General features: G+C 29.1%; 16 protein-coding genes and 1 pseudogene. 4 read left to right on the forward strand and 13 right to left on the reverse strand.

Features of this window, described 5'->3' with window-relative positions:
* Nucleotides 1-72: 72 nt before the first annotated feature.
* From KSU54_RS16855 to KSU54_RS16875, 5 genes are all read right to left on the reverse strand, one after another.
* Nucleotides 73-900: a PTS system mannose/fructose/sorbose family transporter subunit IID gene (locus tag KSU54_RS16855; RefSeq protein WP_008792874.1), complete on the reverse strand. Its 828-nt coding sequence runs from the start codon at nt 898-900 to the stop codon at nt 73-75.
* Nucleotides 884-1,654, reverse strand: coding sequence for a PTS mannose/fructose/sorbose/N-acetylgalactosamine transporter subunit IIC (locus KSU54_RS16860; RefSeq protein WP_008792875.1), 771 nt, complete (start codon nt 1,652-1,654; stop codon nt 884-886). The genes KSU54_RS16855 and KSU54_RS16860 overlap by 17 nt, the downstream gene beginning before the upstream one ends.
* Nucleotides 1,655-1,669: 15 nt before the next feature.
* On the reverse strand, nt 1,670-2,140 hold the full coding sequence (locus tag KSU54_RS16865) for a PTS sugar transporter subunit IIB (RefSeq protein WP_008792876.1): 471 nt from the start codon (nt 2,138-2,140) through the stop codon (nt 1,670-1,672).
* A gap of 17 nt (nt 2,141-2,157) precedes the next feature.
* Nucleotides 2,158-2,571, reverse strand: coding sequence for a PTS sugar transporter subunit IIA (locus KSU54_RS16870; RefSeq protein ID WP_029481451.1), 414 nt, complete (start codon nt 2,569-2,571; stop codon nt 2,158-2,160).
* 165 nt (nt 2,572-2,736) lie between these two features.
* Nucleotides 2,737-5,415 carry a sigma 54-interacting transcriptional regulator gene (locus tag KSU54_RS16875; RefSeq protein WP_117561613.1) on the reverse strand — a complete coding sequence of 893 codons (2,679 nt, stop codon included), beginning with the start codon at nt 5,413-5,415 and terminating at the stop codon, nt 2,737-2,739.
* A 123-nt stretch (nt 5,416-5,538) separates the two neighbouring features.
* On the opposite strand from KSU54_RS16875, the gene KSU54_RS16880 reads away from it, so the two are divergent.
* The 3 genes from KSU54_RS16880 (at nt 5,539) to KSU54_RS16890 (ending at nt 8,129) form a co-directional block, all read left to right on the forward strand.
* Nucleotides 5,539-6,759 carry an RNA polymerase factor sigma-54 gene (locus tag KSU54_RS16880; RefSeq protein WP_008792879.1) on the forward strand — a complete coding sequence of 407 codons (1,221 nt, stop codon included), beginning with the start codon at nt 5,539-5,541 and terminating at the stop codon, nt 6,757-6,759.
* A 576-nt stretch (nt 6,760-7,335) separates the two neighbouring features.
* Nucleotides 7,336-7,893 (forward strand): transposase, encoded by a 558-nt coding sequence (locus KSU54_RS16885; protein ID WP_008792880.1) that lies wholly within the window; start codon nt 7,336-7,338, stop codon nt 7,891-7,893.
* An 80-nt stretch (nt 7,894-7,973) separates the two neighbouring features.
* Complete coding sequence (locus KSU54_RS16890; protein ID WP_008792881.1) at nt 7,974-8,129, forward strand: hypothetical protein; 156 nt, start codon at nt 7,974-7,976, stop codon at nt 8,127-8,129.
* 574 nt (nt 8,130-8,703) lie between these two features.
* Here the strand turns inward: KSU54_RS16890 and KSU54_RS16895 are convergent.
* The 8 genes and pseudogenes from KSU54_RS16895 to KSU54_RS16930 form a co-directional block, all read right to left on the reverse strand.
* Nucleotides 8,704-8,868: pseudogene (locus KSU54_RS16895) on the reverse strand (IS256 family transposase); the annotation flags it as partial.
* A 256-nt stretch (nt 8,869-9,124) separates the two neighbouring features.
* Complete coding sequence (hxlB, locus tag KSU54_RS16900; RefSeq protein ID WP_008792883.1) at nt 9,125-9,670, reverse strand: 6-phospho-3-hexuloisomerase; 546 nt, start codon at nt 9,668-9,670, stop codon at nt 9,125-9,127.
* The gene (gene rpe / locus KSU54_RS16905; RefSeq protein WP_008792884.1) at nt 9,654-10,313 is read right to left on the reverse strand and encodes a ribulose-phosphate 3-epimerase; all 660 of its coding nucleotides are present in this window, start codon (nt 10,311-10,313) and stop codon (nt 9,654-9,656) included. Before rpe ends, hxlB begins: the two co-directional genes overlap by 17 nt.
* Before the next feature lie 40 nt (nt 10,314-10,353).
* A complete protein-coding gene (locus tag KSU54_RS16910) occupies nt 10,354-10,869 on the reverse strand; it encodes a YjbQ family protein (protein WP_008792885.1) in 516 nt (171 codons plus the stop codon).
* 1 nt (nt 10,870) lies between these two features.
* Complete coding sequence (locus KSU54_RS16915) at nt 10,871-11,152, reverse strand: PTS sugar transporter subunit IIB (RefSeq protein ID WP_008792886.1); 282 nt, start codon at nt 11,150-11,152, stop codon at nt 10,871-10,873.
* 12 nt (nt 11,153-11,164) lie between these two features.
* On the reverse strand, nt 11,165-12,493 hold the full coding sequence (locus tag KSU54_RS16920) for a PTS galactitol transporter subunit IIC (RefSeq protein ID WP_008792887.1): 1,329 nt from the start codon (nt 12,491-12,493) through the stop codon (nt 11,165-11,167).
* Between the two features lie 14 nt (nt 12,494-12,507).
* Entirely contained in the window at nt 12,508-12,963 is a 456-nt protein-coding gene (locus tag KSU54_RS16925; RefSeq protein ID WP_008792888.1) for a PTS sugar transporter subunit IIA, read from the reverse strand.
* 15 nt (nt 12,964-12,978) lie between these two features.
* Nucleotides 12,979-14,904 carry a BglG family transcription antiterminator gene (locus KSU54_RS16930; protein ID WP_008792889.1) on the reverse strand — a complete coding sequence of 642 codons (1,926 nt, stop codon included), beginning with the start codon at nt 14,902-14,904 and terminating at the stop codon, nt 12,979-12,981.
* Nucleotides 14,905-15,607: 703 nt separating this feature from the next.
* Here KSU54_RS16930 and KSU54_RS19545 point away from each other — a divergent pair.
* Nucleotides 15,608-15,790 carry an IS110 family transposase gene (locus tag KSU54_RS19545; protein ID WP_008792890.1) on the forward strand — a complete coding sequence of 61 codons (183 nt, stop codon included), beginning with the start codon at nt 15,608-15,610 and terminating at the stop codon, nt 15,788-15,790.
* Nucleotides 15,791-16,077 lie beyond the last annotated feature (287 nt).

Consider the following 16,077-nt stretch of genomic DNA (forward strand, 5'->3'; position numbering starts at 1 on the left):
CTCCATTTTGATGTTCTGTTCTTACTCTGCTTTCATCGAAATTTAACATTTTTCTTTCCTCCATTTATTTTCTTATCCTAAAATTCCAAATTGTGCACAGACAATACCAATAATTGCTGTACCAATAATTAGCCATAATACATTAACCTTTTTTTGTAGAAGTTTATAATAAATACCTGTTGTTGCCAATGCTAACATCCCTGGCATAATTCCATTTAAAATATCCTGAATTTTTGTAGCGCTTTCGCCACTTCCAATGACTAGAGGAGTCGATACTACTACTAATTCATTTGTCATTCCACCAATAACCATTACTCCTAAAATTGCTGCTGCTAACATGAATTTTTCCATTAATCCAGAACTTTGAATTTTTTCTAAATAAGTTGCTCCAAGTTCATAACCTTTCATAGCACAGATATATCTTAAAACGAATGCTGGAACATTGAAAATTAATAAGAATAAAATTGGCCCTAAAATATTTCCTTGCATTGCTAAAGATGTCCCTATACCAATTGCTAATACTCTTAATGTCCCAAGTAATAATGAATCACCAATACCACTTAATGGACCCATTAATGCAGCTTTAACAGCATTAATTGATGATGAATCAAAATCTTCTTGTGTTGCATTCATTTCTTCCATTGCTAAAGTAATCCCACCAACAAAAGTTGAAACATGTGGTGTTATATTAAAGAACTCTAAATGTCTTTGAAGTGCTTCTGATAGTCCTTTGGGATCATTTCTGTATATCTTCTTTAATCCTGCACTTATCATACTACAAAATCCCATGTGCATTTGTCTTTCGTAATGCCATGAAAATTCCATTGGTAACGATCTCCAAAACATTTTTATTAAATCTTTTTTTGTAATAACTTTTTCATTATTAGAAGTCTTCGTCATCTTCATATCCTCCTTCTGCCATTACTAAATTATTATTATTTTTAAAATCAATCTTTAAGAATACAGCAATTACACCAAGAATAGCAATTCCTACAACTGGAATTTTAAAATATGCTGATAAAACAAATCCTAAGAAGAAAAATGGAATAACTTTCTTATTCATAATCATTTGAGCTAACATTGCAAATCCAATTCCAGGTAATAAACCACATGCAATTGATAATCCATCAGTAATAACCGCAGGAATTGCATTAACAATAGCTTCCATTTGTGAACTTCCTAAGGCAAATCCTAAAAAAGTAATCAAAAATAATACTGAACATGTAATAAAACCAGTTCCCATATGTACTATAGTTATTGCTTTAGCATTACCTTTAGCAGCATATTTATCTGCAATTTTTGCCATAAATGGTCTTACTAAAGAAAAAATAACATTGTCAATTGCTTGAGCTAATAAAGCAATTGGAAAGGCCATAGTAAAAGCAATTTCTGCACCTTTACCTGTAGTAATTGCAAATGCTGTACCTAGTACTCCACCAACAATAACATTTGGTGGAATATATGCACCAACGGAAACTTGCCCTAAAAACGCTAATTCTAAAGTTGCACCTACAACAATTCCCATTTGTAAATCCCCTAAAATCAAACCAACCAATGGACCAAGCACGATCGGTCTTTGTATTAAGTTTGTACCTGTTGCTAAATCACATTTTCCAATAAATGCTACGCAACCTAATAAAAACGCCTGTAACATAATTCTTCTTCCTCTCTATATAACATCTTTTGCATCAATTTTCTTGTCGGTTGGAACCATACGAATTTCTACAGAATACTCTTTATTCAATAAATCTTTAACAAGTTCAATTTCTTTTTCTGTTAAATTCACTGCCTTAGAAATATTCTTTGTTTCAGCAGTAGCCTTAGTTCCACCCAAAACAACACTATCAATCACATGAGTTTCAGTCATTAAACGATATGCATCTTTAACGCTCTCAACAACAATAAATAGTTTGTATTTATCTGTTACACCACTATTGATTGACTGAATGGCATAATCAATATTTTTTAAAACCAACTTTACTCCTTGTGGTTTGGCCATCTTAATAGCCATTTTTTTCAATTCATCTTGCATAAGTGCATCATTAGCAATCAAAATACAATCTGCTCCAAGAGCACTTGTCCAAGAGAATGCAACTTGTCCATGTAGTAGTCGATGATCAACTCTTAAACATTTAATCATAACTTCTTCCCCTTTTACTAAAATTCTTCTTCTTCAATATCTTTTTTTAAAGTTACACTATTTTCCAATGTGATTCCTACTTTTCCACTATCTAATACATGATCAATATTTACATTTCCGGAATTATTAGATATAACCAATTCAAGAACCATATTCATATTCATACCAGAGATAAGATTCACTCTTTCATTATTACACGTCTGCAATAATGCATTATAAACGCTACCTCCTTTAACATCGCATACAATCACATAATCTTTTGTATCTGCTTCAATTCTCTTTTTTAAAGAAGCAGCATAATCATTTGGATTTTCACCAGGATATAAACTATATGTTTCAATATCTTTTGCAAGTTCTCCAACAATCATTGAAACTGAGTTTAACATTCCTTTAGATAAATCACCATGTGATGCTAAAATTATTTTTACCATAACGTCCACTCCTTTCACTGATTACCGAGCAAGAAGCGTGCCAAAATAATAAATGTACTTTAATTTTTTTATTTTTTTGTTGAAGTTACCGGACACTTATATTTGAGCAAAACTCGTGCCAAAATAAAAATCCATATAAACCTATTTTGTTTATATGGACATATATTAATCATTTTCTACATAAGAGTAAATATATTCAATTTCTTCAGTTGGGATTTCAACATTATAGAATTCCTCAACCTTTTTCATAGATTGTTTTAAAGCTATAATAAAATCTTGATGTTTCTCTTCAAAATCCTCACTATTATATACTGTTATCTGTTGTTTCATGATTAATCTTTCAATCAAGCAACTGATATGTATATACAAGCCAAAGCATGTTTTATTTTTAAATTGATGATTTAATATTTTTTGTAGTTCATCTAAAGCAGTAGAAACTTGTTCAAGAAGTTTGTTTGGATTTAGGATTGTTAAATTGTTCATAACATTCGATAACGAGAAATTTTTAAGAATATTTTTTTCAAAGATAAGCAGTTGATCATTTGAAAGATAATCTTTAAAATACTGCTCTAATTTATCATGTTCACTATTAATAATAAAATCTTCGATTCCTATAAATGGTAAATCACTCATATTAGGGTTTAATGTTCCTACAACACATACGATATTGTAATCTTCTAAAAATTGGCGATCAGTATGATTTTGAATAAGCGATGGATAATCATATGTCAAAACTTTCATATTTAATCCTTTTGGTAATGAATCGGTAATAATTGTTTTCAATTTTTCTGCAGCACCAATGCCACTAGCACAACTGCATAAAATAATTGGTTCTTTTTGGTGATGAAGTTCAAGGTGGACATGATAAGGATTGTTTTTGTTGATGTCTTCAAAAATGTCTTGCATAGAGCGTTGTTGTTTAATTCCCATGCCAATTTCTAAAGCGAGTTTGGTATTAACATTGTTTATCATGGCTATATCTACATTTTTTATTTGTATTCCTTGATATATTTCTTCTAAAGATCCCATATCAACCAATAAATATAAATGTTTAATTTTCCCCATATAAGATAAATAATTATTGATCTTGTTAATAATTGTCGTGCTATCCACATTTAACGGCATATCAATAGCATCAAAAACATATGTATCTAATAATTTATTTGCTGATTCAGCAATAGAACTTGCAGTTGAATAACCATGTGCCAATATAATCGCAAGTGTTTGGTTTAATGAATCATGATTCATATATTTATTTAAAATAATCATCATAATGACTTGTACCATTGCATCATAAGCATCATTGATATTATTTTTTAAATAGTCATAGACTTCATCTGCTATTAAGTATTCTCTATGAAACTTTGCTTTTAAGTTTTCTTGAAAACAATAAATGGTTTGTTCATTCTCATTTACCCATTTTGCCAGTTTATAAGTATTATGATTATATTCCAATAAATAGCTTGTGAGTGCAATAACCTCATTATGCGACATTTTAAAACCATAGCGATTCGTCATCATGTCTAATACATGACCTACAGTATCTAAGAGATAGTTATTTTGACTTAAATCTTTTTTATCAAATACAATTTTTTCAAAGTAATCTTCAATAAGTTTTCTTGATTGTGTTATGAAATCTTCTTGATTATGAAGATGAATTAAATTTTCATAAAAATGAATAGTACGATTTTGTAAAGATGTTGGAATAAGTGTATCGAGTGATAACATTTGATGTTTCTTCATCATTAATTGTGCTGGATTAACCATTTCCATAATAGTTTGAGGAAAATGATAAGCATGAATTTCTAGTTTATCATCTTGGCAATTGAATAATGCACTCACACAACTTGATTGAATCACATTGCTTAATTCCCCAATATTTCCTATAAAATTATGATTTAATAGAAGCTGATAAACATTAGAAGAAATCCGAATCGTTTTCTTTATCCTTTTTTCTTCTTTATGATAAAGGGAATAAATCAATTGTACTCTTTCATTAACCCCTCTTTGTGATAAAGAGGGAATTTGTAAAATAACAGGTATTCTTCTTAAAAGTGTTTTTAAAAGAACCTGCTCTGGATCTTCTGTTGTTGCAAAAATAATACGACAATGTGAGTGATGCCATTTATCATTATCACCCATCATATGATAAATTCCTTGATCCATGTATAAAAATAATTTTTCTTGGCATTCCGCTTTCAAACAATGTACTTCATCTAAAAATAATACTCCTCCATTAGCATAATGAAGCAATCCTAAATTATCTTTATCTGCACCTGTAAAGGCACCACGCTTATAGCCAAACAAATTAGCCGTTAATAACTCTGGATTGTTTGCATATTCTGAACAATTGACTTGTACAAATTGTTTATCTTTTTCAATCAATCTCTTGTTTATACAATATTCATAGGTTAGCTTAGCAAGGAAAGATTTTCCAGTACCCGTAGGTCCATTTAGTAATATTGGTAATCCTACTGGTGGATATGATACTGTTGCTTTAATTTTTTCAACAAGATGATTGAGACTATCGTTATATCCAATGAGTTTTTCAAAATCATGTAAAATATGTTCATTTTCTAATTCCATAAGTAAATCTTGTAATTTTGAGTATTGCTTTTTCAAATGCTCTTTTTTATATTTTGTTTGCAGATAATCTTTATCTAAAAATATGATTGGTCTTTGTTTTATTTTGATGAATACATCTTGTTCATATAATTCATTACATAAGGTAGAAACATAATTACGACTTTGTTTGAGTTGTTGAGATATTTCCATACAAGTACATTTATCAAATGCTTTTTGATCAATAAGTTGGTGAATACAATCTAATATTTTCTTTTCCATGATTTCATCTTCCTTTGTTGTTATCTTAATCATTTCAATTATGACTGTCAAGGTCTATTTTTTTGTTCTTTTTCTATATATTTTGGCACGAATTTTGCTACTATATAGGTAGAGGTGATTGTGATGAAGCAAAAGTTTAGAATGAAACAAACTTATAAACAAACTTTTCAATTAAATCAAAAAATGATTCATTCCCTTGATTTTTTAAAGTTAAACAGTGAAGATATGCAAAGTCTTATTGATAACGCTTTACAAACAAACCCTTTCTTAGAATTAAGGAAAGCATATGATCCTTCAAATCATTCTTACATTGAAAATATTTCTAATCATCCTTCTTTACAAGAGGAATTATATCACCAACTTTATGCTTGTTTAAAATCTTATGATTCTCATATTATGTCTTATCTTATTGAATCTTTAAATGATCGTGGATTTTTAAGTTATAGTTATGATGTTTATTTAAAAGAATTACAGATTGATGAAAATACATTTTTTAAGCATTTAGAACTTTTACAGTCTTTTGAACCTGCTGGTGTCGCTGCTAGTGATGCTATTGATTCTATATGTATTCAGTTAAAGAGAAAAGGCAAGGAAAATGCATATTGTTTGATGAAGAAATACAAAGATATTATTCTTACGCAGAATTATCATCAAATCAAACAAACAACCCATCTTACACAAAGAGAAATTGATATTCTTTTTGAAGATATTAAGCAATGTCAGCCATTTCCATGTCAAAATTATTCAAATCAAAATGATATTTATGTTTTACCAGATATTGATATTATTATTGAAAATGAAAATATTCAAATTGTCCCTATTAACCAACCAAATGTGATGGTAAATGACCATCTCTATCAAAGTGTTAGAGATAACGAAGATATGAAAAACTTTTTTAATGAAGCTCATTTTCTTTTGGAAAACTTAACCAAAAGAAATAAGACTGTCTTAATGGTAGCTAATGAATTGGTTGACTTACAAAAAAGTTATTTTCTCTATAATGATGAATTGGTTTCTTGTACGTTAGCTGACTTAGCACAAAAATGCGGCTTTCATGAATCTACGATATCTCGTACACTTCATCATAAATATTATCGTTTTAATAATGAGGTTTATCCTTTAAAGAACTTATTGGTATCTAAAACTTTAAGTGGTGATAGTAGTGATTCTATCAAAAAGGCAATTGTCTTATTAATTCACAATGAAGATAAACAAAAGCCTTTAACTGATGAAGCCATAGTTTCTAAGTTAGAAGAACTGGATTTATATTGTTCCAGACGAGTGATTGTAAAATATCGCCAACAATTAAATATACCCTCATCTTCTAAGCGAAAAAGAAAATAGTCTTTTAAAGTATTTAAAAAATGCCTTTTGTCTATCAAAGAACACAATGGGGTCAACTTAAGAAATACTTTGTTTTTAACAGCTCTAACAAACATAATAAGACAATTTACTCGCTTGATTAATTCTTTTTCTAATATTATTCATTTCAAAATCGTTAATAATTTATGTCGAACTCGTTTTCAGGATTTTATCGGAATACGTGTCATGACTTTTGATATAGTTGTTTTCTAACTTATATTCAGAAACAGAAAAAATACTGATGCAGATCTTATTAAATTTTTCTCATGTCTTGATATTTTTGAAAAGAAGATTACCAAACAGGCTATGCATAAGAATATCAGAAAACTTAATTCAAATGTTTTTTCATTATTAATTTAAACAGTTTGCTCAATTATTTTATTCCTCAGAATTAAGCTTATACTATACTATAAGGGTTACACACTTCTCGGTGGGGACGGTACTTTTTAGAAATTTCATATGATACCTATAATATCAATTACTTTGGCATATGGTAAAACCAAAATGTTTGTGATATGTTTGATGTGAAAAAGATTGTTTCCAAACCAGCTGGTCTATATGATATCACTAATGGCATTTTTGTTGATTTCACAACAAAAACAGGCAACCCATTCAGAAATGCCACTTGCACTTCAACATTTATATGCTACAAGTGATTTGTACAAAGATATGAAAGTCATATATTTAGCTGATAGGTGCTATGGCTCTGCTGGGTTGATCTGTTTTTTTGATTATCTTGGATATTATTACTGCGTTAGAGGAAAGTCATATTTTTACAAAAGCCAAATTTCACAGATGAAATCAAACAATGAATATATAACGATTAATATTAATGATAAGTGGCTTAAGAGATTTTCATTCTCTCCTGAGGCAATTGAATATAGAAGAAAAAATTCCGAATTAAAAATAAGAGTCGTTAAAAGAAATTACATATATTATGATGAGCTAGAAATGCGACAGGTTCAAGAAATGACTTACTTTACAAATCTGCCTAAGGAGGAATTTGAAAAAAGAAAGATGGAAGCTCTGTATTCAAAACGATTGGATATTGAAGTTGCGTACAAAACATTAAAAACTCAATTAGAACTTGAAAGAAATGTATCAACTAATGTCTAAGTTGTACAAACGAATGTATATGCAAAGTTTTGTTTTACAATATGGCGGGAATACTAAGAAAACAAATTAATCGAGAACTTATGAGTCATCCAAAACAGAATGAAACAAAAGAGTATAAAGAAAATGTAATTGTATTTGAATCTCAATATTGGGTTGTCAACATATCACAGCTTATCAACTGTTTTATGGAAAATAATATTTTAGTAGCATGTTCAATAAAAACAAGAGAGCGATAGTGAAAAGATATATCAGATGTTAAAAGCATGTGAGAAACTAAAAGTGCCTATTCAAGAGAATAGACACTTTGAATGATGAGGTCGAGTTGTTCCGAGCGGATTTTATACCCGTTTTACACTTGATGATCGAAACTTTCCAACAGTAAAAACCATCAATGGTGTAATGAAAACAACCAAACCGTAGTTAAATATTACACGATAATCATAGTACATTACAATTTCAAAAAAATGATAAATTTTACATAGGGATTTTATGCATTTTTTTACGTGTTTTAATTGGAAATATCAATTGATTAATTATGTTAGTACAATGGAAAGAAAAGGTAATACAGATAGCATATTTACCCACTCTCTCCTTAAACGAAATACACTACATTAATGTATTCTAAATGAGAAATTAAGACACCCACTTATATTTGTTGAAATAGAATTAAAGATTATAATAATTGAGCCTGTAAATTATTTTGTGTAAAGTCTGTTTCCAATGATAGAATTTGATGAGTAACTGTATTGAGTAATTATACAGTTACTTTTTTATATCATATCATAATATATTTAATTGTAAATGTTCTCGTTAAACCCTCCCTTCAAAGATGATTTGAAGACTAGAATATATAATTCCCCAATTACCATATGGGACATTCCATTTACTTGTTATTTTATCTTGAGCTAAGTACAAAGATTTAAATAAACTTTCATCTGTTGGGAATACTGTTCTTATTTTAGTAAACTTTCTAAATGTTCTCTTTCTACACATTCTACTATATCCATAACGTTCTTCGTCATATAATCTTATAATTTCTTTCTTGTCCATATAAGTTAATTTTGCCATAATAAAACCCCAAAGATTGTACTTGTTATATTAGTCCAATCTTTGGGGTTCATTTCAAACGAACTACACACTTAAACACTAATTATTTGATTTTATAAAATGGATTTTAAACTGTTTATATCCATTTATTTATATCGTTTGACTTTTTATTCTTGTAGTTTAATTATTCAAAATTTGTATGTCTTTGAAACATACTATCTGAATTTTCGTTTAATTTTTTCATTAATTCTAATATAATTGCATCATAAACAAGAAATGAAAGCTGCTCAAAAGCAGAGGCCATAGGTTGCTTACTTTTACCAGATAATTTAGAAGCACCTGGTAACACAACTATACTATCAGCCAAAGAAGCTATAGTAGAATTTTCGTTTATTGTTATAAGAGCAACTCTTACCTGTTCATCTTTTGCTGTTTGAGCAATAGACACAAGACTTGGCGTTTCACCTGATCCCGATCCAATAATAAGTAAATCTCCAGACTTTGAATGAGGAGATGTAATTTCTCCGACTAAACTAACTGAAAATCCCAGATGCATAAGTCTATTTGCAAACGCAGAAATAATCAGACCAGAGCGTCCTTTTCCCAATAAATATATATGATGAGCTTTCACTATTTCTTTAATAAAATTTTGAAAATCATTATCATTTACTATCTGACTGTTTTGCTTTAATTCATTTAAAATAATCTCTAAATTATTTTTTACACTCATATTTTTTGCCTTTCTTTAATAAATTTTTAATTCTTTCTGTAATATTTCCATTAAAAATATATCCACCAGACACAAACACATTCACTCCCGTTTTTAAACACTCTACTATTGTTTCATCAGTGATATTACCATCAACTTGAATATCATAATAAAAATTATTATCTTCCTTGAGTTTTGCTAGTTCTTTCATTTTGTGAAGAGTTGAGTTTATAAATTTTTGTCCAGGTACTCCAGGATTAATAGTCATAACTAGCACTTGATCAACAAGTGGGAGCATCTCTTTAATCATGCATACTGGTGTCGCAGGATTAATTGCTACACCTGCCCTTTTTCCTAATGCATGAATCATTTGTATAACTCTATAAAGATGTCTTGTTGATTCGTAATGTACAGTAATAATATCTGCATTCTTGTAATTATCAATATATCTTTCAGGATTTTCTATCATCAAATGTACATCTAAAATAAACTCTGTTTTTTCTTTTAAATCATTAACCGTATTTGATCCAAATGCTTGATTAGGTACAAAATGTCCGTCCATCACATCAATATGTAAATATGTTGCTCCTGCACTTTTAACTTCTTTTAATTGTTTAACCAGATCATAAGTATTTGCATTTAATAGTGAAGGTGATATAATCATTAAAATCATCTCCTTATAATAAAGGGTATCTTTCGATACCCTATTCACCTAAAATCATTACATTAATTATTCTTGTTCTTTCTCTTAATTGATCCCAATCAACGAAATATACTCGTCCTAAAGTCCCCAATAATATATTTCCATCACGTATAATAAACGTAAGCGAAGGACTGCCAAACACTGATGACCTAATATGAGCATCTGTATTCAACATTGTCCATTTTTCAGCTGGGTAATTTGAATCACTTAAACTTAATCCAAATTCAATATGTTTTGGTCCTGGACTGTTATATTGATTTTCACTTGTCATCTTAGGTACTAAACGATCTAAAGTATTATTAATATCAACTTGTAAATACTCGTCACCATAAAAATTAGTATCATGCATAGTTTCATCAAAATATAATGAACATGTTGTATGTGCACTTGAAACTGTTATCAACCCATCTTTAATATTTGATTTTTTTACAAAATCAATTAAATGCTGTTTAATATCGTGATATGATGGTCTACCTATAACTGTCTGAAGGACAATATCATCATGATAAATATTCATACTATAAACCTAATCTTTCTTTTAAATCTTTATATAATTGTTCTACCCCCAAACCTGTTAATAAAGGCAATCCATTAATAACCTTATCTTTAATAGATTCAGATACAATTGTTGTTGAGATAACAGCATCATAATCATCAATTTTATTCAACTCATCAGCTAATTTAGATTGATAAATTTTAACTTCTGTATATCCATTACTATTTAACCATTCTTGTACTTTTGCAACTGCAATTGTAGAAGTTGCATGTCCTGCTCCACATACGATTAATAATGTTTTCATTCTTTTTTCCTCCTATTGTACCGCGGGCTTTTTTATTTTATTTACATAAATTAATAGTCCCAACACTATAACTCCAATAATAACTAATCCAATCCATCCAATTGATTGTAACAGTATTGTAAATAATGCTACAGGCCATAAGCCACAGTTAACTGATGTAACTAAACCAACTGTACCAACATTATATTCTGCTAATTTAAATACATTTGTAATAACTGGTGCTAGCCAGGTTGACAAATATAACATTGTCACCATATATAAACTGCAGCCTAAAATACTTCTCACAATATTTCCTTTAAAGAAAGGAACCATTAATGCAATAGCAAATGCATAAAAAGCTAAGTCGCCAAATGGTAATGTTTTATTGCCTGGTAAAATAATTGCTAATAATAGTGATACAGGTACCATAATTAATGTAGTTGTCATAACTGTCGGATGCCCAACAGTAAGCGCTGCATCCATACCAATGTTAACAGTACGACCATTTAAATGCTTATTTGTCCAAGTTTTTGCGGCCTCAGCAACTGGCATTAGACCCTCCATAAACATTGCAACCATTTTTGGCATAATTTTCATAACAGCTGCTGTTGTCATTCCTAATTGACCAATTTTGGCAACATCATACCCTGCCAAAATACCTACACCTATACCAATAAATAATCCCATAATAACTGTATCTCCAAAGATACCAAATTTTTTACCAATTGTTTCTGCATCTGCATCAATTCTATTCAGACCTGGAATATGATCAAATAACCAATTAACAGGAATTGCAAAAATCGTTCCACATAAAGCCATCATATGTGTAATAGCAATACCAGGATACCCAAAGAAATTGCTGATTTTCTCTTGAAATAAGTCTGCAAGTAACCATTGAATCATAAGTGCTACTATAATTCCTAAGAGACCAACCCAAAAACTTCCACTAATTGCATTAGCAACTAACCCCAAGAACGCTGGGAACCAAAAATTCCAAATATCTACATTTAATGTTTTTGTCCAACCAAGCATAACAAACACTAAATTAAGTCCTAATGAAATTAGTATAATACAAATACCTAATGTTGTAGAAAATGCAAGCGGCCCTCCAACTCCACAACCAATATCCATAATACTTAATGAGTTACCATATTTTTCTCCCATTGTTTGAATAGCTGTTCCCAAATTTGATGATAGCAAACCAATAACTAAATCCAAACCAATAGAACCAATACCAACTGTAATCCCAGAAATAATTGCCTTTGATAATTTAACCCCAAAAAATAATGCTATAATAATTATTATAATCGGCAGGAAAACTGTTGATCCCAGACCAATAAACCATTGTAATGCTTCAACCATTTTTTTACCCTCTCTTAATAAATTCCATTTCTATTTAAAATACCCATAAATTCTTCTTCGTTTTCACATTGTTTAAGTGCATTAATTGCTTCTTTATTCTGAAACAATGCGATTAAATTTTGTAATATTTGTACTTGTTCATGCGGTTGACTCATAGCTAACATAAATACTAGTTCAACTTTTATTTTTTCATTTTTATCTCCCATGTTTAAAAACTCAACAGGTTGATTCAATGATGCAAAGCAGATCTGTGAATAATTAACCTTGCTTGAATCAGTGTGAGGAATCGCAAATCCTATATCATTAATCAATAATCCCGTTGGATATTCTTCCTCACGTTCTTTAATTCCTTCTAAATAATCACTTTTAACTACACCAGCTTGAAACATTGTTTTGAACATTGTTTCAAACAATTCATCCTGAGTAGCAAATATTTGATGAAACATACATAATCTTTTATCAAAATACATAAATTTCCCCCTCTATTACTTATAAAATAAATCTATCATTGCATCAATACTACTAATTTTTACAATCTGATCTATATATTCCTTCTTAATAATGATTTGATATATTTCTTGAATAACATCTTTAAACTTATCAACATGATCTTCATTTAAACATACCATTATAATAAGACTTACTAGATTACCACCCCAATCGACAGGTTTATCTAAAGTTAGTATAGATATACTAGATGTAATAATTGTTGATGGATCGGCATGTGGCAGAGCAACTCCACTATCCATACACGTAACTCCTGCTCTCTCCCTATTAAAGATTGAATCTCTAAATTTTTCATTAACATATTCTCTATTTTCTAATTCTTGAATTAAGTTTTCCAAACACTCTTTTTTATTTTTATAATTCTTCTTTATTTGAATTAATGTTGGATTAATAAATTGACTTAGATATGGTGCAGAGAAATTTTTCAATTCTCTGAGTACTTCTTCTTTAAATAGTATATGTTTTTTATATGCGTCCATAATATTGATATAATCTTCATTGGTAACAACTGGACTTACTCTAACGTATGGAACATTTATATTATCTAAATCAACTGACGTTATAATCAAATCTACATGAGATAAATCCGCAAGATATAATTTTTCTATTCTGGATAGTTCAATATTATCTTTAGCTGGCAATAGTTTACGGACTTTACTCAATATTAATTGGGAGGAAGATATTCCATATGGACAAACAACTAATATATTATTAGCTTTTGAGATATTAACTAATGCTATTTGGAAATGAACAAGTATTAATGAAACTTCCTCATCATTTAAAATAACATTATATCTTGATTCTATTAATGATAATGCATACCAGACAATTGTAAATAATTCTGTATACTGCTCCTTTATATTCTCTAATAAAGGATTTTTTATTTTAATTCCCTTTTTCAGTCTTAGAATCATTGCAGGAACATGATAAATCAGCGACTTATATAAGTGCTTATCTTGTCTTAAGTCAATCTTTTCTATTTTAGACATAACTTCAATAATTTCGTTTACTAAGTCTGCATATTCATTTTGTCCTGTTTTTAAACTATTTGTTATTCGATGTGCAAATAATTGCCTACATAAATACTCAATATCCGCATTTTTAAAATATAGATTTAAATTTTGTTGCAACATTTCAACAATGCTATTCGCCACAACATACGTTTCCATATAGCGTATATTATTAAACAAGAACGTTTCTTCAGTTTTAACATGATAACCATATTTCAACCTAACAATTTGTATAAGAAGTATAACAATAATTGATTTCAGATAATAAATAGATACATCATTTGTTAATTCGTTATAGTCTTCTAATAATAAATGGAAAACGTAATCAATATGCTGTCTATCAAACAGGAGTTCTAATTTACTTTTCAAATCCAATAATGAATCATCTTTATCATCTTCAAAAACATAATCTTTTATAGATTTTTGCAAATCTATTTCTGTACCTATTGATACAATTCCAATATTAGTTACCTTTAGTTTTGTATTCTGTCTTTCAAATACTTCATTAATGACTCCTAAATCCTGATATAAAGATGTCTTACTTACTAAAAAATCATTTGATAGATTTTCTAAAGTAGTATTTTTGTTTTCTAAAAGAATCTTTCTTATAATAGAAAAACGTCGATTCACTGGAGAATACTCATCTCTTTTATTTTCATCACTAATTTCATCTATGAGCTTATTAAGATTGTTTTTTGCGTCCAATAATTTAATGCCATTTCTTGGCGAAGAATCAAGATCTAGACCATTTTCTTGTAAAAAACTGTAGAGAGCATTTATATCACTATATATGGTTTTCGTTGATACTGATAACCATTTAGCAAAGAAAGATGCGGGCTTATACTCACTTTGTTCTTTTAAAAGTTTTAAAAATTTTATTTGTCGACTATTCATTTTCTCACCCCATAAGTTAACTCTGTTTCTCTTTCCGAATATATGATAACATCGTAACAACAGTGAGGGCAATTACATATACTTCCTTATTAATGTGGAAAATCTACATAATAAATCATCGTACAATTTGATGATTATATTTTTATTACCGTTTTAAAACGAAATAAAAGGCATAACTTCCACTTATGTTGGAAATATATGCCTTTATGCATAGTAACGATTTATCATTAGTATAAACAATATCGCCTTTAACAACTGAATCGTCAACAAACATAAATCCAGCTACTTATACTTTATCTGCCGAGAACCCTTTCGTACCTCCATAATATATATGAGGACTTTGAATGCTTGAACCTATCATTATCACCCTAACCTTTATACTATTAAAAAAATCATTATAGTTCTCTAATAACAGTTTTTATTTCTATCATAGTAAGCGATTTAACCATCTTTCTTGTATAATAAAAATGTACCTTGTTGTAACATTTATATCACTTTTTCTTTCCAACCTTTGTACAATGTAGATAGAACCTTAATACTCTTATATTTCTATGTGGTTTATCCACTTATCAGGAGAGTGAATCTATAGGATCTTATTACATCTGTTTATAGCTCGATAGATTTTGATATCTTCATGTCACGCAAGGTTACACTAGTAAGATTGCTATAGAAATGACAAGGTTTCTAGAAAGGCGGTCTTTTTATGACAAAACTATTTTGCGGTATTGACGTAGCCAAATATAAACACGTCGCAAGTATCTACAATCTATCTACAGGTGAAATAATACTTGATTCAATACATTTTGATAATAATGACCAAGGTTTTAATACATTATTATCAAGCTTATCTAAATTGAATAAGAGAAATGAAATATTATGGCTTTGAATCAACTAGCCACTATCACCAAACATTATTCAATTTTCTAACTTCTAAGAAATATAAGTGTTATCTGATCACCCCTTATAAGACAAGTAAGTTTAGATCCATTTCTCGCCTATTGACATATATGTATAAAATTTCAAATTACTTCATTAAAATTATGACATAAAAAAATTACGTCATTTTTTTCAAAGAATAAGTTGTCAACTAATAATTATAGTTTATTTTTCTTTATTCCTGTCAAATCTAATATTAATGAAAGAAGGAATGATATTATGGCAGTTGCACACAAA

Source organism: Erysipelatoclostridium sp. MSK.23.31 (assembly GCF_019125875.1).
GTDB classification, from domain to species: Bacteria; Bacillota_I; Bacilli_A; order Erysipelotrichales; family Coprobacillaceae; genus Thomasclavelia; species Thomasclavelia ramosa.

What these genes read in the sequence shown, in the direction of transcription:
- KSU54_RS16855 (WP_008792874.1), bottom strand. Translation starts at nt 900, where the DNA reads ATGACGAAGACTTCTAATAATGAAAAAGTTATTACAAAAAAAGATTTA.
- KSU54_RS16860 (WP_008792875.1), bottom strand. Translation starts at nt 1,654, where the DNA reads ATGTTACAGGCGTTTTTATTAGGTTGCGTAGCATTTATTGGAAAATGT.
- KSU54_RS16865 (WP_008792876.1), bottom strand. Translation starts at nt 2,140, where the DNA reads ATGATTAAATGTTTAAGAGTTGATCATCGACTACTACATGGACAAGTT.
- KSU54_RS16870 (WP_029481451.1), bottom strand. Translation starts at nt 2,571, where the DNA reads ATGGTAAAAATAATTTTAGCATCACATGGTGATTTATCTAAAGGAATG.
- KSU54_RS16875 (WP_117561613.1), bottom strand. Translation starts at nt 5,415, where the DNA reads ATGGAAAAGAAAATATTAGATTGTATTCACCAACTTATTGATCAAAAA.
- KSU54_RS16880 (WP_008792879.1), top strand. Translation starts at nt 5,539, where the DNA reads ATGAAGCAAAAGTTTAGAATGAAACAAACTTATAAACAAACTTTTCAA.
- KSU54_RS16885 (WP_008792880.1), top strand. Translation starts at nt 7,336, where the DNA reads ATGATATCACTAATGGCATTTTTGTTGATTTCACAACAAAAACAGGCA.
- KSU54_RS16890 (WP_008792881.1), top strand. Translation starts at nt 7,974, where the DNA reads ATGAGTCATCCAAAACAGAATGAAACAAAAGAGTATAAAGAAAATGTA.
- hxlB (WP_008792883.1), bottom strand. Translation starts at nt 9,670, where the DNA reads ATGAGTGTAAAAAATAATTTAGAGATTATTTTAAATGAATTAAAGCAA.
- rpe (WP_008792884.1), bottom strand. Translation starts at nt 10,313, where the DNA reads ATGATTATATCACCTTCACTATTAAATGCAAATACTTATGATCTGGTT.
- KSU54_RS16910 (WP_008792885.1), bottom strand. Translation starts at nt 10,869, where the DNA reads ATGAATATTTATCATGATGATATTGTCCTTCAGACAGTTATAGGTAGA.
- KSU54_RS16915 (WP_008792886.1), bottom strand. Translation starts at nt 11,152, where the DNA reads ATGAAAACATTATTAATCGTATGTGGAGCAGGACATGCAACTTCTACA.
- KSU54_RS16920 (WP_008792887.1), bottom strand. Translation starts at nt 12,493, where the DNA reads ATGGTTGAAGCATTACAATGGTTTATTGGTCTGGGATCAACAGTTTTC.
- KSU54_RS16925 (WP_008792888.1), bottom strand. Translation starts at nt 12,963, where the DNA reads ATGTATTTTGATAAAAGATTATGTATGTTTCATCAAATATTTGCTACT.
- KSU54_RS16930 (WP_008792889.1), bottom strand. Translation starts at nt 14,904, where the DNA reads ATGAATAGTCGACAAATAAAATTTTTAAAACTTTTAAAAGAACAAAGT.
- KSU54_RS19545 (WP_008792890.1), top strand. Translation starts at nt 15,608, where the DNA reads ATGACAAAACTATTTTGCGGTATTGACGTAGCCAAATATAAACACGTC.